The sequence below is a fragment of the Mesorhizobium sp. P3_A2 genome, assembly GCF_056403115.1.
Genome location: NZ_JBFUGC010000002.1, coordinates 271,956 through 294,284, shown reverse-complemented (window position 1 = coordinate 294,284; position 22,329 = coordinate 271,956). Strand labels below are relative to the sequence as shown.

At 62.8% G+C, this 22,329-nt stretch carries 22 protein-coding genes, 2 tRNA genes and 2 pseudogenes; 14 read left to right on the top strand and 12 right to left on the bottom strand.

Annotated elements, in window-relative coordinates; all coding sequences use genetic code 11:
• The first annotated feature begins 118 nt into the window (after window positions 1-118).
• The 5 genes from AC1DXM_RS05925 (at window position 119) to AC1DXM_RS05905 (ending at window position 4,569) form a co-directional block, all read left to right on the top strand.
• On the top strand, window positions 119-658 hold the full coding sequence (locus AC1DXM_RS05925) for a sigma-70 family RNA polymerase sigma factor (protein ID WP_112559010.1): 540 nt from the start codon (window positions 119-121) through the stop codon (window positions 656-658).
• Window positions 655-1,380: an anti-sigma factor gene (locus tag AC1DXM_RS05920; protein ID WP_477232205.1), complete on the top strand. Its 726-nt coding sequence runs from the start codon at window positions 655-657 to the stop codon at window positions 1,378-1,380. Before AC1DXM_RS05925 ends, AC1DXM_RS05920 begins: the two co-directional genes overlap by 4 nt.
• A gap of 225 nt (window positions 1,381-1,605) precedes the next feature.
• On the top strand, window positions 1,606-2,163 hold the full coding sequence (locus tag AC1DXM_RS05915; protein WP_477232204.1) for a fasciclin domain-containing protein: 558 nt from the start codon (window positions 1,606-1,608) through the stop codon (window positions 2,161-2,163).
• A gap of 214 nt (window positions 2,164-2,377) precedes the next feature.
• A complete protein-coding gene (gene msrB, locus AC1DXM_RS05910) occupies window positions 2,378-2,878 on the top strand; it encodes a peptide-methionine (R)-S-oxide reductase MsrB (RefSeq protein WP_477232203.1) in 501 nt (166 codons plus the stop codon).
• 155 nt (window positions 2,879-3,033) lie between these two features.
• Window positions 3,034-4,569 carry an FAD-dependent monooxygenase gene (locus AC1DXM_RS05905; protein WP_477232202.1) on the top strand — a complete coding sequence of 512 codons (1,536 nt, stop codon included), beginning with the start codon at window positions 3,034-3,036 and terminating at the stop codon, window positions 4,567-4,569.
• 99 nt (window positions 4,570-4,668) lie between these two features.
• Here the strand turns inward: AC1DXM_RS05905 and AC1DXM_RS05900 are convergent, their stop codons facing one another.
• Together AC1DXM_RS05900 and AC1DXM_RS05895 are read right to left on the bottom strand one after the other, a co-directional pair.
• On the bottom strand, window positions 4,669-6,270 hold the full coding sequence (locus AC1DXM_RS05900; RefSeq protein WP_477232201.1) for a DHA2 family efflux MFS transporter permease subunit: 1,602 nt from the start codon (window positions 6,268-6,270) through the stop codon (window positions 4,669-4,671).
• A gap of 22 nt (window positions 6,271-6,292) precedes the next feature.
• Complete coding sequence (locus AC1DXM_RS05895) at window positions 6,293-7,477, bottom strand: HlyD family secretion protein (RefSeq protein ID WP_477232200.1); 1,185 nt, start codon at window positions 7,475-7,477, stop codon at window positions 6,293-6,295.
• A 146-nt stretch (window positions 7,478-7,623) separates the two neighbouring features.
• Here AC1DXM_RS05895 and AC1DXM_RS05890 point away from each other — a divergent pair, with 146 nt between their 5' ends.
• Complete coding sequence (locus AC1DXM_RS05890) at window positions 7,624-8,367, top strand: TetR/AcrR family transcriptional regulator (RefSeq protein WP_192256962.1); 744 nt, start codon at window positions 7,624-7,626, stop codon at window positions 8,365-8,367.
• 9 nt (window positions 8,368-8,376) lie between these two features.
• Here AC1DXM_RS05890 and yihA read toward each other — a convergent pair whose 3' ends face one another.
• Complete coding sequence (yihA, locus tag AC1DXM_RS05885; RefSeq protein WP_203277501.1) at window positions 8,377-9,036, bottom strand: ribosome biogenesis GTP-binding protein YihA/YsxC; 660 nt, start codon at window positions 9,034-9,036, stop codon at window positions 8,377-8,379.
• Complete coding sequence (locus tag AC1DXM_RS05880) at window positions 9,033-9,671, bottom strand: CatB-related O-acetyltransferase (RefSeq protein ID WP_477232199.1); 639 nt, start codon at window positions 9,669-9,671, stop codon at window positions 9,033-9,035. Before AC1DXM_RS05880 ends, yihA begins: the two co-directional genes overlap by 4 nt.
• A 237-nt stretch (window positions 9,672-9,908) precedes the next feature.
• Between AC1DXM_RS05880 and AC1DXM_RS05875 the strand changes: the two are divergent.
• Window positions 9,909-10,097: pseudogene (locus AC1DXM_RS05875) on the top strand (EmrB/QacA family drug resistance transporter); the annotation flags it as partial.
• A 133-nt stretch (window positions 10,098-10,230) separates the two neighbouring features.
• On the opposite strand, the gene AC1DXM_RS05870 reads toward AC1DXM_RS05875, so the two are convergent.
• The 4 genes from AC1DXM_RS05870 to rpmH form a co-directional block, all read right to left on the bottom strand.
• Window positions 10,231-10,797: a fasciclin domain-containing protein gene (locus tag AC1DXM_RS05870; RefSeq protein WP_477232198.1), complete on the bottom strand. Its 567-nt coding sequence runs from the start codon at window positions 10,795-10,797 to the stop codon at window positions 10,231-10,233.
• 380 nt (window positions 10,798-11,177) lie between these two features.
• Window positions 11,178-12,992, bottom strand: coding sequence for a membrane protein insertase YidC (gene yidC, locus AC1DXM_RS05865; protein WP_477232197.1), 1,815 nt, complete (start codon window positions 12,990-12,992; stop codon window positions 11,178-11,180).
• A 14-nt stretch (window positions 12,993-13,006) separates the two neighbouring features.
• Complete coding sequence (rnpA, locus tag AC1DXM_RS05860; RefSeq protein WP_112559842.1) at window positions 13,007-13,360, bottom strand: ribonuclease P protein component; 354 nt, start codon at window positions 13,358-13,360, stop codon at window positions 13,007-13,009.
• A 16-nt stretch (window positions 13,361-13,376) separates the two neighbouring features.
• Window positions 13,377-13,511 (bottom strand): 50S ribosomal protein L34, encoded by a 135-nt coding sequence (gene rpmH / locus AC1DXM_RS05855; RefSeq protein WP_008833937.1) that lies wholly within the window; start codon window positions 13,509-13,511, stop codon window positions 13,377-13,379.
• Window positions 13,512-13,809: 298 nt separating this feature from the next.
• On the opposite strand from rpmH, the gene AC1DXM_RS05850 reads away from it, so the two are divergent.
• From AC1DXM_RS05850 to AC1DXM_RS05835, 4 genes are all read left to right on the top strand, one after another.
• A complete protein-coding gene (locus AC1DXM_RS05850) occupies window positions 13,810-15,327 on the top strand; it encodes an ATP-binding protein (RefSeq protein WP_477232196.1) in 1,518 nt (505 codons plus the stop codon).
• A gap of 194 nt (window positions 15,328-15,521) precedes the next feature.
• A tRNA-Arg gene (locus AC1DXM_RS05845) sits at window positions 15,522-15,598 on the top strand.
• A gap of 120 nt (window positions 15,599-15,718) precedes the next feature.
• Complete coding sequence (locus AC1DXM_RS05840; RefSeq protein ID WP_477232195.1) at window positions 15,719-16,477, top strand: SDR family NAD(P)-dependent oxidoreductase; 759 nt, start codon at window positions 15,719-15,721, stop codon at window positions 16,475-16,477.
• Window positions 16,478-16,537: 60 nt separating this feature from the next.
• Window positions 16,538-16,614 (top strand) — tRNA-Arg (locus AC1DXM_RS05835).
• Window positions 16,615-16,695: 81 nt separating this feature from the next.
• Here the strand turns inward: AC1DXM_RS05835 and AC1DXM_RS05830 are convergent.
• Together AC1DXM_RS05830 and AC1DXM_RS05825 are read right to left on the bottom strand one after the other, a co-directional pair.
• Window positions 16,696-17,880 carry an MFS transporter gene (locus AC1DXM_RS05830; protein ID WP_477232194.1) on the bottom strand — a complete coding sequence of 395 codons (1,185 nt, stop codon included), beginning with the start codon at window positions 17,878-17,880 and terminating at the stop codon, window positions 16,696-16,698.
• A 21-nt stretch (window positions 17,881-17,901) separates the two neighbouring features.
• Window positions 17,902-19,200, bottom strand: a complete 1,299-nt coding sequence (locus AC1DXM_RS05825; RefSeq protein ID WP_477232193.1) for an FAD-binding oxidoreductase — start codon at window positions 19,198-19,200, stop codon at window positions 17,902-17,904.
• 204 nt (window positions 19,201-19,404) lie between these two features.
• Between AC1DXM_RS05825 and AC1DXM_RS05820 the strand changes: the two genes are divergently transcribed.
• Complete coding sequence (locus tag AC1DXM_RS05820; RefSeq protein WP_477232192.1) at window positions 19,405-20,310, top strand: LysR substrate-binding domain-containing protein; 906 nt, start codon at window positions 19,405-19,407, stop codon at window positions 20,308-20,310.
• Window positions 20,311-20,510: 200 nt separating this feature from the next.
• Here AC1DXM_RS05820 and AC1DXM_RS05815 read toward each other — a convergent pair whose 3' ends face one another.
• Together AC1DXM_RS05815 and AC1DXM_RS05810 are read right to left on the bottom strand one after the other, a co-directional pair.
• Window positions 20,511-21,221: a methyltransferase family protein gene (locus tag AC1DXM_RS05815; protein ID WP_477232191.1), complete on the bottom strand. Its 711-nt coding sequence runs from the start codon at window positions 21,219-21,221 to the stop codon at window positions 20,511-20,513.
• A 49-nt stretch (window positions 21,222-21,270) separates the two neighbouring features.
• The gene (locus AC1DXM_RS05810) at window positions 21,271-21,687 is read right to left on the bottom strand and encodes a GbsR/MarR family transcriptional regulator (protein WP_477232190.1); all 417 of its coding nucleotides are present in this window, start codon (window positions 21,685-21,687) and stop codon (window positions 21,271-21,273) included.
• A 119-nt stretch (window positions 21,688-21,806) separates the two neighbouring features.
• On the opposite strand from AC1DXM_RS05810, the gene AC1DXM_RS05805 reads away from it, so the two are divergent.
• On the top strand, window positions 21,807-22,088 hold the full coding sequence (locus AC1DXM_RS05805) for a hypothetical protein (RefSeq protein WP_477232189.1): 282 nt from the start codon (window positions 21,807-21,809) through the stop codon (window positions 22,086-22,088).
• A pseudogene (locus AC1DXM_RS05800) lies at window positions 22,040-22,327 on the top strand (alpha/beta fold hydrolase); the annotation flags it as partial. The gene AC1DXM_RS05805 and the pseudogene AC1DXM_RS05800, both read left to right, overlap by 49 nt.
• Window positions 22,328-22,329: the final 2 nt, after the last annotated feature.

Here is a 22,329-nt window from a genome sequence, read left to right as displayed (position 1 = left end):
ACAGCGGATTTCCTTGGCAACAAACCGACATTTACTGACGATCCGGCCGGGACGACGTCTGCGTTGAGAGCAACAATTCTGCCTTTGCAAATAAATCGCTATCGCCTAGCTTGTCGGCATGACGCCGCAGGACATCTCCACCCTGATTGTCCGGACTTCGATGAAGGATCGGGCTGCGTTTGACCTGCTCTACCGGCAGACAAGCGCGAAACTTTTCGGCGTGTGCCTTCGTGTATTGAAGGACCGGGGAGATGCGGAAGAAGCGCTGCAGGAAGTCTTCGTCAAAGTCTGGACCAAGGCCGATCGTTTCGCCGTTTCTGATCTCAGCCCAATCTCCTGGCTGGTAGCCATAGCCCGCAATCATGCGATTGATCGCATCCGATCGCGGCGCAAGCCTGCTGCCGATATCGATGCCGCGCTCGACGTGGCTGACCCGGGTCCGGGGCCCGAGGCCATGGTTGTTGCGGGCGGCGAATCCGAGCGCATCTACCAGTGCCTCGAAGAGTTGGAACAAGACCGGGCGCAGGCCGTTCGGGGGGCTTATTTGAACGGCGAAAGTTACGCCGACCTGGCGGAACGTCACAAGGTTCCTCTGAACACGATGCGAACATGGCTGCGCCGCAGCCTGCTGAAACTTAGAGAATGTCTGGAAAGATGACCCTGGCAGAAGAAAATGGACCGGAACGTGGAGGCGACGACCTGCTCGCAGCCGAATACGTTCTCGGTGTGCTGCCGGCGGACGAACGCCAGATAGCCTCCGGACGTATTGACACAGAGACCGGCTTCGCTCGTCTCGTCGATTCGTGGGAGGTTCACCTTTCGCCGATGGCCGCCGCCTATGCGGAAGTCGAGCCGCCGGCCACGGTCAAGCCGGCTATCGATCGCCGGCTGTTCTCCTCCACCGCAGCGTCGACCACCGCGGCGCCGAGCGGCAGCCTGTGGGCCAGCCTCGCCTTCTGGCGGGGCCTCACCGCGGCGGCTCTCGCCGCGCTGGTGCTCTACGTCGCCGTTCCCTACGTCAGGCCGCCGGTCGTCGTGCCGCAGGAGCGCCTCGTCGCCTCGCTGACTGCCGATGGCAGCGATGTCAAATACCTCGTCGTCTACGACGCCGCACGCCGCGATGTCGGCCTGTCGCTGGTGTCGGGCGAACGCGCCGCCGGCAAGGACTTCGAGCTGTGGATGATCGAAGGCAAGAATGCGCCGGTCTCGATGGGCATCATTCCCGCTGGCCAGACCACGCACATCCCGGTTACCCCGGCCGTGCAGCAGAAGCTGGCGCAAGGCGCCGTGCTCGCCGTCAGCGTCGAGCCGACAGGCGGTTCGCCGACCGGACAGCCGACCGGGCCGGTTGTTGCCGCGGGCGATCTGAAGGGTATCTGATAGATCTCAAGGTGATGACGCGATCATAAAGAGCAGCGGAAGTATATCTTCCGCTGTTTTCGTTCTGGCCGCCGGTGACGAAAATTAATGATTCGGTGACTCGAAAATGTAATTCGCCGACAAAATAGAGAACAATTTTTCCGGCGCGCGGAAACTCAAGAAGTTCTTCTCCGTATCTCCTCATGTTCCCGAAAGAGGAACAATAACCCGAGGAGTTCGAACACTATGCGTAGAATCGCCACCCTTTTGCTCGCCGGTACCATTGCCGTCTCCGCCCTCGCCACCGCTGCCTATGCCGAGAATCCGATGGTTGGCGGCGCCGCCATGTTCGCCAACAAGAACATCGTCGAGAACGCCGTCAATTCGAAGGACCACACGACGCTGGTCGCGGCCGTCAAGGCTGCCGGCCTGGTCGAGACGTTGCAGGGCGCCGGCCCGTTCACCGTCTTCGCGCCGACCAACGACGCCTTTGCAGCCCTTCCGGCCGGCACGGTCGAGACGCTGCTCAAGCCCGAAAACAAGGACAAGCTCACCAAGATCCTCACCTGCCATGTCATCGGCGCCAAGGCGATGGGCGCGGATGTCGCCGCCATGGCCAAGGCCGACGGCGGCACCCACAAGGTCAAGACGGTCGGCGGCTGCGAGCTGTCGCTCAAGGCCGATGGCGGCAAGGTCACCGTCACCGACGAGAACGGCACTGTCGCCAATGTGACGATCGCCGATGTCGAGCAGGCCAACGTCGTCATCCACGTCATCGACAAGGTTCTGCTGCCGAAGATGTAACAAAGCGCCTGCCGCCGACGAACAGTTGGTCAAGGCTCCCTGCAGATTGCGCGGCTCGCGCCCCGTGGGCCGCGCAAACGACCGAGCGCTCCATCCCGTCCGCAGCAAGCGCGGAGCCGGTGTGGAGCGTTCGTTTGCAGGGCAACCGTCACCGGCTCTTGATTTTCCAGTGGCGGCCAAATTTGGCAAAACAACTCGCAGGAGGATTTCTGTCATGAACCGTCGAGATTTGCTTTTGAGCGGCGCCGCCATCGCTGCCGTGGCCGGCGCGGCGGCAACGTTGCGCATGGGCGGAACCCAGACCGCGAGGGCAGCCGAAACTTTCGAGGTCACCAAGACCGACGCCGAGTGGCACGCCATCCTGTCCGACGAAGCCTTCAACGTGCTGCGCAAGGAAGGCACTGAGTATCCAGGCACCAGCCCGCTGCTCAATGAGCACCGCAAGGGCATTTTCGCCTGCGCCGGCTGCGACCTGCCGGTCTACCCCTCGGAAACCAAGTTCGATTCCGGCACCGGCTGGCCGAGCTTCTGGCAGGAAATCCCCAACGGCATCGGCAAGACCGAGGACCGTTCGCTCGGCATGACCCGCACCGAGGTCCACTGCCGCCGCTGCGGCGGCCATCTCGGCCATGTCTTCGACGACGGTCCGGCGCCGACCGGCCTGCGCCACTGTATCAACGGCGTCGCGCTCAGCTTCAAGCCGGCCACTGCCTGACCGTCCAGCGTCTCTTGGCGATGTCGGGAATTTGGGAGGCGGTGCAACGACCGCCTCCTACCCATGAAAATGGGGCCAAAACTCTTAAAATCAAGAATTGGCAGATGCCTTTTTATGCGTAGATTCCGCAGCCCTGAACGAGAGGGCCAGAACCTATGCAACCAACTGAAGAACGGGCTCGCCATAGCGAGCGCAAATCGACCGGTCATGCTGATGCCGACCGGTCGCAAATCTCCCATCCTGTGGTGATCGTCGGAGGCGGGCCGACCGGACTGGTGCTGGCCGGCGAGCTGTCCTTGGCCGGCATCGATGTCGCCATCGTGGAGCGGCGCATTGGACAGGAGCTCGACGGGTTGCGCTCCGGCGGCCTGCACGCACGAACCATCGAGATCTTCGACCAGCGCGGCATTGCCGACCGGTTTCTGGCGCAAGGGCGGACTGCCCAGGTCGCCGGCTTTGCCGGGGTTTCACTCGATATCAGCGACTTTCCCACCCGCCACAATTACGGGCTCGCTTTGTGGCAGAAGCATATAGAGCGCATCCTTGCCGACTGGGTGGAGGAGCTTGGCGTCACGATCTACGGTCGCTGCGAGGTGACGGCTTTCGTGCAGGATGAGAGCGGCGTCGACGTCGCGGTCAGCGATGGCCGCTCGCTTCGTGCCGACTACCTCGTCGGCTGCGACGGCGGCAGAAGTCTCGTGCGCAAGGCTTCGGGCATCGAGTTCCCGGGTTCGGATCCGACGACCAGCAACCTGATTGGCGAGGTCGAGGTAACAGAGGAGCCGAACTGGGGCATCCACCGCGATGCAACAGGTATTCATGGTCTCACCAGGCTGGACGACGGGACCGTGCGGGTAATGGTGACCGAACGCGAGGTCGGGGCTGTCGCGCCGCCCACGCTGCGCGATCTGAGCGACGCGCTCATTGCTGTCTTCGGCACCGACTATGGCGTCCACAATCCGGCATCGCTGTCCCGTTTCACCGATATGGCCCGGCAGGCAGCGTCATACCGCCAGGGGCGGGTGCTGCTGGCCGGCGACGCCGCCCACGTGCATCCGCCGGACGGCGGACAGGGCATGCAGCTTGGTGTGCAGGACGCGGTCAATCTGGGCTGGAAGCTCGCCCAGGTGGTCAGGAAAACGGCGCCGGAAAGCCTGCTCGATACTTATCAGGCCGAGCGTCATCCGGTTGCCGCCAGGGTGTTGCAAAACACCATGTCGGCGGTCGTGCTGCGCCGTGAAGACGAACGCATAAAGGCGCTGCGAGGCACCGTGTCTGAGCTTCTCGCCATGGAAGAGCCGCGCAAGCATTTTGCGGGCATGATGTCCGGCCTGGATATTCGCTACGATGTCGGCGAGGGCCACGAATTGCTGGGACGTCGCATGCCGGATCTCGACCTCGTCACCGCCGACGGGCCGCTGCGGGTCTTTGCGCTGCTGCACGACGCGCGACCGTTGTTGCTCAACTTTGGAAAACCCCGCGCTTTCGACATCGGCCCATGGGCGGATCGGGTTCGCTCGGTCGACGCTGGATATGATGGTGCATGGGAGCTGCCTGTGCTGGGCGCGGTCGAAGCTCCCGGCGCCGTATTGGTTCGGCCCGACGGTCATGTGGCCTGGGTCGGTGGTCCGACATCGGCGGGCCTGACCGACGCGCTGACCAGATGGTTCGGGCCGGCTGCCGCGGCATAAAGGTCGTGAAATCTCGGTAGTACTTAATCGTGACCCCGGAAATCGGGGGTTGATTTCCGGGGTCACACATGAGGGCGCCAGGCGGGGGAACCGACGCGCTCAATGGCCTCCGCCGCCACCGCCCGCAGGCGGCGCCGGCTTGGAGATGACCATGGTGAAAACAGCCATGATCGCGAACAGGGCGGTCAGCATGGTGAACACGTCCATGAACGACAGCAGCGACGCCTGCTGGTGGGCCATGCCCGACAGTTTGGAGATCGCCGCCTTGGTGGCGTCGAGACCGGGCGTCTGCTGGAAGTCGAGCGTCATGTTCTGCAGCTTCTGCTGGGCCGCGGCACTGCCCCATTCGACATGCTCGGCCAGCCGGGCGTAGTGGAACGCGCTGCGATCGATCAGCACGGTGTTGATGACGGCAAGGCCGACCGCGCCGCCGAGGTTACGGGTCAGGTTGAACAGGCCCGATGCGTTCTTCAGCCGGTCCGGCGGCAAGGTGCCGAGCGCGATGTTGTTGATCGGCACCATACACAGCATCATCGAACAGCCGCGCAGGATCTGCGGGATGAGCAGCTCATAGAAATCCCAATCGGCCGTCAGATGCGTCATCCACCAGGTGCCGGCGGCAAAGCCGAGCAGCCCGATCATCATCATGACGCGCAAATCCATCTTGCTCGACAGGATGCCGGAAATCGGCGCCGTGACGAACATTGCCAGGCCGCTGACGAACAGCGCCTCGCCGATCATCAGCGAGTCGTAGCCGCGGATGCGCCCGAGGAACACCGGGTAGAGATAGGTCAGGCCATAGAGGCCGATGCCGATGACAAAGGAAAACAGCGAGCCAAAGGCGAAATTGATGTTGGTGAAGGCCTTGAGATCGACGATCGGCTCCTCGGCGGTGAAGGCGCGCCAGAAGAACAGCACCGCGCCGAAGACCATGATGATGGCGCAGATGAACACGGCCTGTTCCTGCAGCCAGTCATGGTTCGGACCTTCCTCGAGCACATACTCCATACAGCCGAGGAAAGCCGCCATGCCGGCAAGGCCCCACCAGTCGAACTTGCTGAACAGGCCGAGATTGGGCTTGTCGAAATCGATCAGCGACCAGGTCGTCGCCGTAACCAGAATGCCCGGCACGACGTTGATGAGGAACAGCCAGTGCCACGACAGGGCATGGCTGATATAGCCGCCGACGGTCGGGCCGATGGTCGGTGCCAGCGTCGCCACCAGGCCGATCATCGGCGACACCATGGCGCGGCGCGACGGCGGGAAGATGGTGAAGGCAGCGGCGAAGACGCTCGGGATCATACCGCCACCGATAAAGCCCTGGATGGCGCGGTAGACGATCATCTGGTCGATGTTGGTGGCGGTCGCGGCCAGCGCGCTGGCCGCCGTGAAGCCGGCCGCGGCGCCTGCAAACAGCACGCGCGTCGACAGCATCCGGCTGAGGAAGCCCGACAGCGGGATCATCACCACTTCGGCGATCAGATAGGCGGTCTGCACCCACGGGATTTCATCGGAACTGGCGCTCAGGCCGGCCTGGATCTCGGCCAGCGAGGCCGAGACGATCTGGATGTCGAGGATCGCCATGAACATGCCGAACACCATCGCCAGGAAGGCGATGAGGCGGCGCGTCGAGATGGTGGTCGGCACCGCCGGCATGGCAGGTGCCGGCACGGCTCCAGCAGTGATGGTTGCGGTTGCCATGGCGTTCTCTCCCGGCAGCCGCTCAGTTGGCCGCGGCCGGAGCCGTGCGGCTGTCGACGGCGACGATGACGCTCAAGCCCGCGCGCAGCCTGCCCGCCTTCAGCACATCGGCCGGAACTTCGATGCGAACCGGGACGCGCTGCACCACCTTGGTGAAGTTGCCGGTGGCGTTTTCCGGCGGCAGCAGCGAGAACACCGCTCCCGAAGCCGGTGCCAACGACGAGACCGTGCCTTCGAAATCATGGCCGTCGGTGGCGTCGACTGAGACCCGCACCTTCTCGCCGGGCACCAGCTTGGCCAGCTGCGTCTCCTTGAAATTGGCGACGATATAGAGCTTGTCCATCGGCACCACGACGGCGAGCTTCTGGCCGGGGCTGACGAGGTCGCCCTGCTCGACCGAACGATTGCCGACGACGCCGTCATACGGCGCCTTGAGCACGGTGAAGGACAGATCACGCGCTGCCTTGTCGCGGCTCAACTGCAGCGAGGCCAGCGTGCTGGCCGATTCGGCGCGCTGCGCCTCGAACACGCCGATATTGGCCTGTGCGGCGGCGATCTGCGCATCGGCGCCGACAAGGGCTGCATTGGCCTGGTCGAGCGCGGTCTGGGCATCGTCGAGCTGCGCCTGCGTGCCGACATGGGTCTTGACCAGTTGCGCGGCGCGCTGCTGGGCACGGGCGGCGTTGTCGGCGGCTGCCTGGTCGGCGACCTTCTGCGCCTGCGCCTGCTGCAGCGACGCCTGTGCCGCCTTGGTCTGCGCATCGATGCGATCGAGCGTCTTGGTCAGGGTGGCGATCTGGGCCTCTGCCTGGGCGACGGCAATCTTGTAGTCGCCGTCATCGATGGTCAGCAGCGGGTCGCCGGCCTTGACTTGCTGGTTCTCCGAGACCTCGACCTTGTCGACATAGCCGGAAATCTTCGGCGAAACGAATGACATGTCGGCCTGGACATAGGCGTCGTCGGTCGAGATCAGGAACCGGCCGTCGGTCCAGTAGTTATAGCCATACCAGGCGCCGGCACTCAGCAGCGCGATCCCGATAATCGGCAACATCAGTGAGCGCGCCGAGCGCTTCTTCTTCTCGGGGGTCTCGGCCAGAACTTCGGCGGCAGGCTTGGGAGGCGCTTCCGGAGCTTCGATCACCGGCGAGACCTTGGCGGCGGGGAAGGGCCGGACTTCGGCGGTCGTGGTTGGGGTGTTCGAGGACATGATATCTCGCTACTGTCGCTATATAAGGAAATCGTGTTATACTGAACCGTTCGGTTCGATGTGGACGTTGACATAGCGTTAAAGTGGGCCCATATCAAGGGCAATCGAACCGCTCGGTTCGAATTATTTTGCGAGGTGTGACTTTTATGGCCGACACGTTAGCCGACGCCGAAAATGATTCGTGCGATGTGCTGGACAGCGCGCGTCGCGGCCGCCCGGCGGCGGGCCAGGATCCGGTCAAGCGCAGTCAGATCATCGAGGGTGCCCGTCGCGTGTTCATCGACAAGGGCTTCGAAGCGGCGTCGATGAACGACATCACCCGCGAGGCCGGCGTCTCGAAGGGCACGATCTATGTCTACTTCGCCAACAAGGAAGAACTGTTCGAGGCGCTGATCGAGGAAGAGCGCGGCACCATCTTCAAGAACATGTACGATATGCTCGACCGCGCCGACGATCTGCGCCAGACGCTGGTGAAGTTCGGCACGGTGCTGTCGATGAAGATCACCTCGGCCAAGGTCATCCAGGCGCAGCGCACGGTCATCGGCGCCTCCGACAGGATACCCGACATGGGCGCGCGGTTCTATGAGCGCGGCCCCAAACGCGGCCACGACAAGGTGGCTCAGTTCCTCAATGCCGCCGTCGATCGCGGCCTGCTCAAGATCGACGACGTCGATCTTGCCGCCTATCAGTTCACCGAATTGTGCCTGGCCGGCCTGTTCCGCCAGTGCATCTTCGCCTACCGCACCAAGGCGCCAAGCCAGGATGAAATCGACCACATCGTGCGGACGGGCGTCGACGTGTTCCTGAAGTACTACGGCACCGAAAAGCTTGCCGAGGAAGAAAGTCACCAGCTGATCGCCCTGGAGGCGAAGGCCAAGGCAAAGGCCTAGCTGGCTCGCTCAGCCGCCATTGGCGGCCAGCACGATCGCCGCGCGTAATTCCTCGAGACCCTCGCCCTTTTCCGATGATGTGGCGAGCACGAACGGAAACGCCGCCGGCCGCTTCTTGATTTTCAGCAGCGTCTCTTCGATCAGCCGCGGCACGCCCGCCGCCTTGATCTTGTCGGTCTTGGTCAGCACGATCTGGTAGGACACCGCCGCCTTGTCGAGCAGCGACAGCACTTCGTCGTCCTTGGCCTTGATGCCGTGGCGGGCATCGATCAGCACATAGACACGCTTCAGCGTCACACGGCCCTTGAGATAGTCGAAGACCAGCTTGGTCCAGTCGTCGACCTTTTCCTTCGGCGCGCTGGCATAACCGTAGCCCGGCATGTCGACCAGCGCCATCGGCGGCAGGTCGGTGCCTTCGCCGGAAAACCCGCCCGGCACGAAATAGTTGAGCTCCTGCGTGCGCCCCGGCGTGTTGGATGTGCGCGCCAGCCCGTTATGGCCGACCAGCGCATTGATCAGCGACGACTTGCCGACATTGGAGCGGCCGGCGAAAGCGATTTCCGGCGGCCCTTCCGGCGGCAGGAATTTCATCGCCGGCACGCCGCGGATGAATATCCACCCTTTGGTGAACAGCTCGACGCCGATAACCGTATTGCCCAACGCGTTCAAACCGCTGCCTCCAGCCTGGAAATATCGGCGCCCCTGATGGCATTGAGGTTGCGGCCGATCTTGTTCACCGGCCAGTTCCACCACGCCACCGAAAGCAATCGCCGCACCGTCCTGTCGTCGAAGCGCATCTTCACCACCTTTGCCGCATTGCCGGCGACGATCGCATAGGCCGGCACGTCGTGCGTCACCACCGATTTCGCCGCCACGATGGCGCCATGGCCGATCGACACGCCGGGCATGATCACCGCATCCATGCCGATCCATACATCATTGCCGACCATCGTGTCGCCGCGCACTTCCTGCGACCACGTTTTCGGATCGAAGCCGTGCTCCCAGCCATGGCCGAAAATGTTGAACGGATAGGTCGAGAAGCCGGACATCGCATGGTTGGCGCCGTTCATGATGAAACGCGCCCCTTCGGCGATGGCGCAGAACTTGCCGATGATGAGCTTGTCGCCGATGAAGGGATAGTGGTGCAGAACGCACCGCTCGGCGAATTTGTCCGGTCCGTCCGGATCGTCATAATAGGTGAAGTCGCCGATCTCGATATTCGGTGCCGTGACCAGCGGCTTCAGGAAGCCGACCCGGGTGTGCATCGGGATCGGGTGCTTGATGTCTGGGTTGGGTCCGTCCATGGCGAGGTCCGTTGAGAAGTGGCAGCCGGGCGCAGGCGCAATCCGCGTGCGCCGTTCAAAATAGCGTGATCCGCCCTATAGCACCAATCGTCCGATGAGCGAGCCCTGCAGGGCTTCGACGGTCACTTCGTGCCGCGGCAGATGACGATCGGATCCGACATTGCGCGGTCGAAACCACCGCCCTGATAGACTTGGACGTTCGCGGCCCCGGGCGGCAGCAGGAAGCTGCCTTCGACGATGAACCCTTACACCGCCGCCGGCCGCGCCGCGCTCGACGGCGTCGTCACGCTGCAGGCAACGATCATCAGCTACATGAACGACTTCAAGCTGATGATGATCCTGTCGCTAGCCGCCATCCCGCTGGTGTTCTTGCTGCGCAAGCCTGCGACACCGGCCAAGGTCGACCACAGCGCCGTCGTTGAGTGAAAAACCAAACCGGGGCCCTGCGAAGGACAAGCAGGACCCCGGCCGTGTCGAAGACGGCTTCCGCGACACATGGCGGGGATGGCAAGCCGGGAAAAGCCGTGGCGACTTGCCGTGATCCCTTTTCCGGAAGCCGTTACTTCGGCAACAGCACGTTGTTGACGACGTGGATGACGCCGTTCGACTGGTTGACGTCGGCGATCGTCACCTTGGCGGCGCCGCCGGATTCGTCGACGATGTAAAGCGAGCCGCCCTTGACCTCGGCGGTCAGCGTGTCGCCGGAAACGGTCTTCATTTCATACTTGCCGCCCATCGCCTTGGCCTTGGTCATCATCTCCTTGGCCGAAATCTTGCCGGAAACGACATGCGCGGTCAGGATCTTGGTCAGCTTGTCCTTGTTCTCGGGCTTCACCAGCGTGGCGACAGTGCCGGCGGGCAGCTTCTTGAAGGCGGAATCGGTCGGCGCGAACACGGTGAACGGACCGGCGCTCTGCAGCGTGTCGACAAGACCGGCGGCCTTGACGGCTGCCACCAGCGTCTTGTGGATCGGCGAGTTGACGGCGTTCTCGACGATGTTCTTCGTGGTCGACATCGCGGCGCCGCCGACGGCGGGATTGGCGAATGTGTAGGCGGTCGTGGCGGTGAGGCCGGAAGCCGCGAGGACGGCAGAGATGCAGAGAGCTTTGAGGATGGACTGTGTCATTGGAGAACCCTTCCATTGCGACAATTGTTGATTCGATTGTCGGGGAGAGTTACGCGGCATTGCCCGGGATAGTTTCGAGAACAAATGCAAAAAAATAATAGAAACAAATAGTTACACGATAAGTCGGCCACCAGCACCAATGTCCCCGCGACATAGGTCATGAGGATGCGGCTCCAGCGAAGCAATTTTCCAATGAAGGGTGATCCGTCCTGAACGTTCTGGGCGATACAGGATGAGACACGCCCTTCACGTGCTTCAGGTTTCGCCCTTCACGGGAACGTGATGCGCGTTTCGTCCAACAAAAACCCCCGAAGGTTGTGTCCAACTTTCGGGGGGTCAGTTCAACAGGCCGGGGTTTTTTCGATTGGAATGGGCGCCGGCTACTCAGCCGGCGATGGTTTCTTTCGAAACAGCGCCGCCAGATTGTCCCACAACTCGATCTTGGCGCCCTGGCGCTTCATGATCACGCCCTGCTGCAGGATCGACAGCGTGTTGTTCCAAGCCCAGTAGATGACCAGGCCGGCCGGGAAGCTGCCCATCATGAAGGTGAAGATCACCGGCATCCAGGTGAAAATCTGCGCCTGCGTCGGATCCGGCGGCGTCGGGTTCATGCGCATCTGCAGGAACATGGTGATACCCATGACCACCGCCCAGGCGCCCATATGCGGCAGGAAGGCGGGCGGCGCGAAGGGCAGCAGGCCGAACAGGTTGAAGATCGAGGTCGGATCCGGCGCCGCCAGATCCTGGATCCAGCCGAAGAACGGCGCGTGCCGCATCTCGATGGTGATGTAGAGCACCTTGTAGAGCGAGAAGAACACCGGGATCTGCAGCGCCACCGGCCAGCAGCCGGCGAGCGGATTGATCTTCTCCGTCTTGTACAGCTCCATCATCGCCTGTTGCTGCTTCATCTTGTCGTCCGCGTATTTCTCGCGGATCTCAAGCATCTTGGGCTGCACCTTCTTCATGTTCGCCATCGACGCGTAGGATTTGTTGGCGAGTGGGAAGAAGATGGTTTTCACGACGACCGTCGTGGCCAGGATGGCTAGGCCGAAGTTGCCGAAGAATTTGTAAAGCGTGTCGATCAGGTAGAACATCGGCTTGGTGATCCAGATGAACCATCCCCAATCGATCAGCCGGTCGAACAGCCTGATGTGGCGGTCCTGGGCGTAGGCGTTGATCTTGTTGACTTCCTTGGCGCCGGCAAAGATCTCGGTCTCCACCGTCGCCGACTGACCAGCGGCAATGGCGATCGGGTCGGTGAGGAAGTCCGACTGGTAGCGCGGGCGGCCATTGTCGTAATAGGCATAGTGCGGCTGGAATGGCTGCTTCTCGGTCGGCACCAGGGTGACCGCCCAGTATTTGTCGGTGATGCCAAGCCAGCCATCGGTCGACTTGCTTGGGGTGTAGAGCTTGTTCTTCTCGATGTCGGCGTATTTGTGCTCCTGCAGGCCTTCCGTGCCGGTGACGCCGATCAGGCCTTCATGCAGCACATAGGAACTGGCAACGGCCGGCTTGTCGAAACGGATGACGCGGCCGTAATTCGACAGCGTGACAGGAGCCGAGCCCGAATTCTGCACCGCGTCGGAAACGGTGAACATGTAGTCGCCGTCGACCGAGATCGTGCGCTTGAAGGTCAGGCCCTTGTCGTTGGTGAAGGTCAGCGTCACCGGCGTAGTCGGCGTCAGCGTCGCATTGCCGTCGACGCTCCAGACGGTTTCCGGACCTGGCACCGCGCCGGTCGTGTCGCTGCCGACAAAGCCGATCTCGGCATAGTAGCCGGTGGGCAGCGCCTGCGGGTTGAGCAACTGGATCTGCGGCGAGGTCTTGTCGACCGTCTCGGTGTAGTGCTTGAGCTTGAGGTCGTCGAGGCGGCCGCCGGTCAGGTTGATCGAGCCCGACAGGCTTGGCGTGTCGATCTTGACGCGGGCAGTCTTGGCCACTTCCTGCGCACGGCCTTCCGGCGTCGTGACGTAGGTGCCGGGCGCGTTCGGAATGGCGCCGGGCGCCGCGGGCGCTGTCGTGCCGCCGGGATTTGCGGCCTCGGCCGCCTTCTTCTGCTCCGCCGCCCGCTGCTCTTCGATACGCGTGGCTTCGGCTTGCCGCTCGCTGCGCGGCAGCACGTAGAAATATTGCCACAGCCCAAGGATCAGCACCGACAAGACGATGGTGATGTAGAAGTTCCGGTTGTTTTCCATCGAAAGCCCTTGGCCTATCGTGTTCCGCTGAGACGGCGGGAGAGTTCGGCCTTCAACTGGCCGAACGGAATGGTAAGCACGTCTTCACGCCCGACGATGACATAGTCATTGCCGGGCGCCATGTCACTTGCGGCATGGGTGCGCACGGCTTCTTTCAGTCGCCGCCTGATGCGGTTGCGCACGACTGCATTGCCGACTTTCTTGGTGACGGTGAAGCCGACGCGCGGCGACAGACCGTCATTGCGGTCGAGAACTTCAACGAGAAAAAGCCGCCCGCGCCGCTTTTCACCGCGGCGGACGGCCAGGAATTCCGCACGTTTCAGAAGCCGCTTGGGGTTTGGTCCCACTGGCTTGCCGGTTGCGGGCAACGATCTCGTCTTCCGTTCAGGCGCTGAGCCGCTTGCGGCCGCGGTTGCGGCGAGCTGCGACGACGCCGCGACCACCCTTGGTGGCCATGCGAGCACGAAAACCGTGCCGGCGTTTGCGGACGAGTTTGGACGGTTGGTAGGTACGCTTCATTTGTTTTAATACCGCGGGGTGCGGCCCTTCTTGATTCTGTCACTGTGTAACAGGAGCTTTGCCGGGCCGGTATTGGCGCGATCGAAACCGCGCCGGGACGAATGGCCCGAGCGTGAGCGGCTTATAGAAAGAAGGGTTTTGGGAGTCAATCCAGTGCGAACGACAGTTCGTCACGGCGCGAACGACCAGTTCGAGGCGGTTTTATTGCTGGTACCATCGTCCAACGAAGGATGAAATTGGCAAAAAAGCCGCAATCGCCTAATCTCAACCGATCAAGCGTTTGTGAAGACAGGCCTTAATGAGCGAACTTGCCCCCGCGGATGAAGGGACCGGCCCGGCGAAAGCCGACGCCAGCCCGGCGTCCGCTCGCCCGGCTCCGAGCCGTTCGGTGCCATTGGCGCGCGGCCTGTCGACCAAGCTGCTGTTGCTCACCATCGTCTTCGTGCTCCTGGCCGAAGTCCTCATTTTCCTGCCCTGGATCGCCAGCTACCGCCTGGCCTGGCTGAAGGAGAGGCTCAGCACCGCCGCCGCCGTGTCGATCGTGCTGGTGCAGGGCGAGCCCAATTCGCTCTCCCGCACCGCCCAGAACGACGTGCTGATGGCGATCGGCGCCAAGGCGATCGCAGTGCGCGACGGCGGCGTCTCGCGCCTCCTGGTGGTGGCCGAGATGCCGCCGCAGGTCGACGAGCATATCGACATCGCCAATGTCGGCATGATCAAGGGCATGACCGGGGCGCTCGACACGCTGTTCTTCGGCGGCAAGCGTATGCTCAGGGTTTTCGGCCCGGTCGGCGAAAGCGACAAGGAATTCGAGCTGATCATGCCCGATTATTCCTTGCGCAACGCCATGCTGCGCTATTCGCGCAATGTCGCCTTCGTCTCGCTGCTGATCTCGCTGTTCACCGCCATGCTGGTCTATGCCGCGATCGACCTGATCATGATCGGCCCGATCCGCACCATGACGCGCTCGATGCTGTCCTTCTCCGAAGCGCCCGACGATCCCGGGCGCATCATCCATCCGGCCGCCCGGGCCGACGAGATCGGCGTTGCCGAACGCGAACTGTCGCAGATGCAGGAACGGTTGCAAAAGATGCTGTCGGAGCAGAAGCATCTTGCCGATCTCGGCCTCGCCGTCTCCAAGATCAATCACGACATGCGCAACATCCTGGCCTCGGCGCAGCTGATGTCGGACCGCCTGCGCCTGGTCAAGGACCCGACCGTGCAGGCTTTTGCGCCGAAGCTGTTACGCGCGCTCGACCGCGCCGTGTCCTATTCCGAAGGCGTGCTGGCCTATGGCCGCACCCAGGAGCCGGCGCCCTCGCGCCGCCGTTTGCGGCTGCGCCAGCTGGTCGACGACGTCCACGGCCTGCTCGACATCGAGGACGGCATCGAATTCGTCAACGCCGTCGAGCTCGCTTTCGAGGTCGACGCCGATTCCGACCAGCTGTTTCGCGTGCTCACCAATCTGTGCCGCAACGCCGTGCAGGCGATGGCAGCCGACTCCGAGAGCGCGCTGGTGCGCCGGCTCGCCGTGTCGGCCGAGCGCATGGGCAGCGTCAGCCGCATCATCGTCACCGACACCGGCCCCGGCCTGCCGCCCAAGGCGCGCGAAAACCTGTTCGCGGCGTTTCGCGGTTCGGCCCGTAGCGGCGGCACCGGCCTTGGCCTGGCCATCGCCCATGAACTGATCCGCGCCCATGGCGGCACGGTGGAGCTGGTTGAATCGATCGGCGGCCGCACCACCTTCGCCGTCACCATCCCCGACCAGCCGGTCCGCCTCGACCAGGCCCGCAACGGCCTGCGCCGCCCGGCCTAAGGTGTGTCGGCGTTCAAGCGAGGCCGGCCTGCGCTGAATCTCGTCGCACCTTGATCTGCACCGTCGAAAGCGTCTGCGACAAAACTTTTGCGGGATCGGCTTGCTTTTCGGAAATTCAGTCGTTAGGGAACACGTCTCGTCGCGGCCGGTCGCCAGGATCGGATCGCGGGGCTATGCAAGTCATGGCCTGTTGCGCGCCCGTAGCTCAGCTGGATAGAGCACCAGACTACGAATCTGGGGGTCAGGAGTTCGAATCTCTTCGGGCGCGCCATTTCAGAATACGCCATTGGCGCCGGAACTCGCCGTTCTTCCGATGCAGATCTCCGCAGCACCGTCGCTCAATGTGCGTGGTAAGACTGCGACGGCGGAGCCAGCGGAGTCTGATTTGACTATGCCTTCTTCTACCACCAAGCGTGCGCTGATCACGGGGGCGGGTGCTACCGACGGCATCGGCTTTGCGATTGCGAGGCAGCTCGGCCTTGCCGGTCATGCCGTTTTCCTGAACGGTGCCAGCACGCGTGTACTCGATCGCGCCGCCGAGCTTTGCGCCGAAGGCATCAATGCCAAAGCCGCGGTAGCCGATCTCACCATCGCAGCCGAAGTCGCGCAGCTGCGGGCTGATGTCGGCGCTGTCGACATCCTGGTCAACAATGCCGGCATGGGCTCGCTGGCATCGCCCTCGGTTGATAAGGCGTTTCTCGCCATGACCGAGGCCGACTGGGACCAAGGGATCGACGTCAGCCTGAAGACCGCGTTCCTGGTCACCCGCGCCTTTCTGCCGGCGATGGTGGAGGCAGGCTATGGGCGCATCGTCAATGTGGCGTCGGTTACCGGGCCGCTGGTGTCTTTCGAAGGCACATCAGCCTATTCGGCCGCCAAGGCCGGCATGGTCGGCCTGACGCGCACGCTGGCCCTCGAAGTGGCAAGAAGCGGCATCACGGCGAATGCCGTGGCCCCCGGCTGGATCGAAACGGGCTCGTCGAGCCCAATGGAGCGGCAAGCTGCCCTGCACACGCCACCGGCGCGGGCTGGGCGACCGGACGAGGTCGCCGCAGCGGTGGTGTTCCTGGCATCGGAAGGCGCCAGCTACGTCAACGGCGCCCTGCTGGTGGTCGACGGCGGCAACAGCCTTCAGGAGCGCAAGGGCTGAATGCGAAAACGACCGGTCGTTCACGATGGGTTCGCGGGGCTATGCCAAGCACGGCCTGTTGCGCCGGTAGCTCAGCTGGATAGAGCACCAGACTACGAATCGGGCGGTCAGGAGTTCGAATCCCTTCGGGCGCGCCATTTGACTCTAAATCGTCCTGACTTGCGAACGCCATAGACCGCCGTTTCCCGTCATCGAGCGTACCGGCGGTCCCAGCACGACTAGCCGCCTTGCCTGGATGGAACCACCATCGGCTGTGGGAGGCGGCTGATCCGGTGGAATGACCAAAGGAGGAGAGGGCAAAGGAGGAGCGCGGCAGCGCCGAAATCGAGCGCGACGGCCGCGGTGCCGGCCCAGGTTGCAAGTTTGCCGCCGATCGCCGGCCCAGCCAGCATGCCGGCATAGTAGACGGTGTAGAACACTCCCATCCCGATCGACCGCGTCTTCTGATTGAGCACGCGCGTCGGCAAGCTCATGATCGCGCCGGCAGGCAAGCCGCCTGCGATTCCCATGGCGATGATGAGGGCTAGCACTGGTCCGCTTCGCGACAGAAGGAGCATCAGAAATGCAAAGCCTACACAGCCCGTAGCGAGAACCGCGCCGCCGCGCTTGGTGCGATCGGTCAGGAAGCCACCCAGGGGGACCGAAAGCGTGGCCAGCCAAAGCACGACGCTGATCGTCGATCCCGCTGCAGAGTTGGACCACCCGCGCTCGACGAGCATCGACGGACCGAAGCTGAAGACCATTGCGAAGCCGACATTGTAGAGGCACCAGATCAGGCCGGCGGCGATGAGGGCATAGGTTGTCCCGGCCGAAATGCCAGAGCGCTCGACGCCACCGGCGGGCGATACCTCCGGGGCGCGATAGATGAAGATCATCAGGCCGATGCCGACAATGACCAGAACCGAAACGGCAATGCCCACGGCGGTTACCCCGAATGTCGTTCCGATTGCCGGCAGCAGCATGAGAGCGATAGCGATGCCCGCTGGCCACGAGTTGATGTAGATGGCCATGGCCGTTGCGATTTCCCGGCCGGCAAACCAGTCGGCGACCATCTTGGTCATCAGGACGTTCAGGAGAACGCCGCCAGTGCCGCTTATCAATCGGCCGCCGATCTGCAGGCTCCAGAACGGCGCCGCCGCCATCAGCATTTCACCCGCCAGCATCATCAGGAGCCCGGCGAGAACGGTCGCCTTATCACCATAGCGCTGGCCGACGGTCGCGCCAGGCAGGGCCAATGCGACTCCCGGTGCAAGATAGAGGCCGATTAGAATGCCGATGTCGGCCAGGCTCGCACCGACGCTGTCGCTGATAAGAGGCGCGACGGCGCCGACGCTCTGAAACTGAAACGCCATTGCCGCGCGGGCGACAAACAGGACAGCAAGGATCGTCCAGCGGCTGCGCACGGTTCCCCCTGATATTCCGAACTATTCGGGCCTGATATTCTGGTTCAGTCGGAAGAAATTGGTCGGGTCGTATTGCTTCTTGATCGCGGCGAGGCGTGCATAATTGCCACCGTAAGCATCACGCACGCGCTCGTCACCCTCATCACCAAGATTGTTGGCATAGACACCGCCGGTGGAGAATGGCCTGACCGCATTCCACAGGCCGCGCGCCCAGCGGATGTTCACCTCATCATCGACCGGATCGTCCCAGATCGCGATCGGGAAGCAGTCAAGGGCCGCATCGCGATTGGCGTAGGGCGAGTGCGATGCGGGCACGCGAGCGATGGCGCCGCCGACCTGCTGGAAAACCAGCAGCGAGAAGCGATTGGGAGCCCTCGCGTAAGCGTCGAGCAGGGCCTCGATCGCGCCATCGCTGATCTCGCGCATGAACTGCGCTTTCCAGTAATAGCGTCGCCCGCGTGGAAAGAGGCTGTCGCCCGCCGATTGGATCTGAAGATAGGGAATGGCTTGAAGGCGACTGTCGATGGGGGATCCGAATTTCATCAGCGGCGCGATGGCTGGTTCGCCCGCTTCGGGCGACCCGACATAGCAAGCCGAGATGTTGAAGGCACGCTCGCCTGAGGGCAGCGTGACGAGCGCGGCATCGACGCTCACCTCGTCCGGGGCGTCGCGGGAGAATTTATCGTAAAACCGCATGGCCTCGCGCGCATGATTGTAATCGTGAAGCACCGAGCCCACGAGAAGCGCCGGGCCGAGCGGGTGCAGCCGGTATTCGAATGCCGTCACGATGCCGAAATTACCTCCGCCGCCTCGCAAGGCCCAGAACAGATCGGGATGCTCGCTGGCGCTTGCCCGCAACAACCGTCCGTCGGCGGTGACGATTTCAGCCGTGATCAAATTATCGCAGCTCAGGCCGTGCTTTCGCCCGAGCTTGCCGAAGCCTCCGCCCAGCGTGAGGCCGGCAATACCGGTGTCGCCGTTGACCCCCATGGTTGTGGCGAGGCCGTGGGCCTGCGTGGCTGCGTCGAACTCGCCGAGGGTCAGACCAGCTTGGGCCCTTGCAATGCGACGCTCAGGATCGACTTCGATCTTCTTCATGCGGGATAGATCGATCACCACCCCATCGTCGCAGACGGATAGACCGGCGACGTTGTGGCCGCCGCTGCGAACTGCCACGAGACAGCCTTCTGACCTGGCATAGGTCACGGCATGGACGACGTCATCAGGGTCAGCGCAAAAGACAATTGCAGCAGGGTGTTTGTCGATCGCCCCGTTCCAGACCCTGCGCGCCTGGTCGTAGGTAGCGTCCGTCGGCAACACCAGTTCGCCCCGTAAGCCTCGCCGTAGCTGTTCAATCGCCGCACTCGGAGAATGAGATCGGCCCGATAGCGCCTCGGTCTGTCGTGGAATCTCCATCGATATCGCCCTCGGTTCTGGCAAGACTATGTTCTCACAGAGACGCAACCCTCTGCAAAAGCGAAATTCTTAGCTGCTGGATGAGAGGAATTCATCTACACTCCCGGCATGAGAAACTACCCGCCTCTCCGCGCTTTGCACGCCTTCGAGGCCGCCGCTCGGCACGGCAGCTTCAAGGCCGCAGCGGCGGAACTCGGCGTGACGCCGACAGCGATCAGCCACCAAGTCCGCCTGTTGGAAGATATATGCGATCGCAAGCTGTTCCAGCGCCGACCGCGCCCGCTGGTGCTGACGAGCGCGGGAGCGCGACTGTTTCCCATCCTCCGCAACGGCTTTGATCTTCTCTCCGGCTCGCTTGCCGCAGTCGCCGAGCCGGATTTTCAAGCGCCATTGCGGGTGACAAGCCCAAACGCTTTCGCGAGTCGATGGCTGGTGCCTCGATTGCCGAAATGGCGAGAGGCCAACCCGGCCGTACCACTGGATATCATCGGGACGGACGCAGTACTCGATCTACGCGCCGGCGCCGCAGATGTGGCGATCCGCTACACACGTCGCCCGCCTCTGGGCTTTGCCATGCAGGAGATATGTCGCGATTCCTTCTTTCCCATTTGCAGTCCCCGACTATTGGCAAGCGACGAGCGAACGATTGAGCGTGCTGCCGATCTCCTGCGTTATCCCTTGATCCATTTTGACTGGATGAACCGGGATCCGGACGCTCCCACCTGGACCCGGTGGCTAGCAACGGCCCGTTCGATCGATCCAGATCTAATCCCGCACAAAGCTTGGGATTTGAGCTTCCGCGAGGAACTGCATGCGATCGATGCGGTGGTCGCCGGGCAAGGCATTGCGATCTGTAGTGACGTCGTGGTTGGCCGTGAACTGGAAAACGGCTCGCTCGTCAAAGCGCATCAATTATCCTTGCCGGGCTACAGTTTTTATATTGTTTGGATGCCCCACAGTCCGAGATCCGCGGTGATAGAGTCCTTCCTGGCGTGGATGAGAACCGTCGCATGAGACTGTCGAACCTGGGACATCAAGCGCAAATACGCGCTGTTTGCGCCCCTGATATTCCTGAACAAAGGCGCGATCTCTCGCGACCTCCGCTACCTCAAGACCGAGCTCGATCGTGCCTGCCTAGACCTCTTGTTTTTGCGTAGTTTCGGACGGAAAACCGCTTCACACTTTTCCTGGAATTGCTGATTGGATTCCCGCCCTCACCAGAAGCCGGGGACCAATCTGTGCCGCACGCGACGGGAATAATCGTCATATCCGGGAAGTTCGGCCCGCAGCAGCCGGTCTTCCCAAGCGGTGCGCAAGACGAGCAGCGCCGACGCCAGCGCGGCGGGCACCAGGGCCCAGAACGAAGCCAGCGCAAGCGCCATGCCGAAGAACAGAAACAGCGCTGCGATATAGCCAGGATGACGCACGAAACGGTATGGACCGGCATCGATCACGCGCTGATGCCGTTCGGACTGGATGCGGACACCCGGCTCGAAGTATGGGTTCACCGCTTGTGCCCATCCGGTCAACGCGACGCCCGCCAGCACGGCGATGTAGCCGCAGAGCACCGCCCAGACGGGAACAGCCGACCAGTGAAAGCGCCCGGCGTCGAGCGCCGCCACCGGCAGGATCGCCACCATCGCCGGCAGAATGACCGCGAGCAGCGCCTTGTCCCAGCCTTTCGTGCCCGGCTGGAACCGGCTACGCGCGCGGTAGATGATCGGATTGACCCGCGCGATCACCAGCGCCGAGACGCCGAACGCCGAAATCAGAACGGCAAGGAACACCCATCCGGGCCACCAGGCAATCGTGCCGGCCGGGACGAAGATCAATCCCAGCAGCCCCAGCGGCAGGCCGATCGCATAGGCAATGCCTGTGCTGCGCGACATAGCGGGCGGCTCCCGGGGCGTCTTGGTCTGTTCCATGGCGCCACCTCCCTCGGCAGATTTGTCTCCGGACTGGAATGCCGACCGATCATGTCGATCGGGATCGCGGCTTCTTCGCGCGCCACTGCCCCAGCGCTGTCTCCATCGCTTGGCGTATCGCCAGGTAGAACGCCGCCATTTCGTCGAGGCGATCGCGCGCTGCTCCCGACGCGACGGCGTCCGTGCTGTTCTTCATGAGATCGGCGAGCGCGTCGAGCAAGCGGTTCTGTTCGGTCAGCATGCCCTCGCAATTGTCGGACACCGCGTACAAAGCGCGCTTGCTTCCGCGCTCGCCGTGGCGCTGGGCGAGCCTGTAGCCTTCCAGCAACCGCGCCGCGACGCTTGCGCTGCTTTTGCTGATCTCGAGGTCTGCCGTGATGCGGTCGAGGCTGACCGGCTCGGCGCAAAGCATCAGGTAGCCGTAGAGGCGCGCCGCTGTCTGGGGCACGCCCCAGGGGATCAGCAACCTGGCCGCATTCTCGATGAAGCGTTGTTCGGCAGGGCGATTGTTTGACATATTCGGCATATCTCGAATATAATGCCGTTAAGGATGATGGATGACAAGGGCCTGCCCTGGAGCCGGTTATGCTTCCCTATCTTGTGGCTGGGATCGTCATCGTCGGTTTGCCGACGATCTATGCGGCGGTGCGATTCCGCGAGTATCGAAAATTTCTGGCCGGCGCGTTCTTCGTCAGCAGCGGCATGCAGTTCTACTTTTATCTGGCGAAGATTCCGATCCCGCTGATGTGGACAAACGCCATTCAGTCCCCCGAACTCAGTGGCGTGCGCGGGACGATCCATTTTGCGCTTTTCCTGATCTGCCTCTACTTTGGCTGGTTCTTCCGCCGCAATCGTGCCACCGACTGAGTGTTTCGCTCAGGTCTTCAGGACGTTGGCAGCCATCGCACGGCCTCGATTCGCTCGCCGGCGACGTCGCCGCCGTGAAAAGCTGCCTTGGCGGGGTCGGCAGCCCTGCGATCCTGGTCGGACATTCCTATGGCGGCACGCTCATCACGCACGCCAGGGCTGATCCGCGCGTGGCGGGGCTGGTTTACATCGCGGCGCCGGCGCAACGCTGCGCCGGCCGTTGGCTGGCGGAACCCAAGCA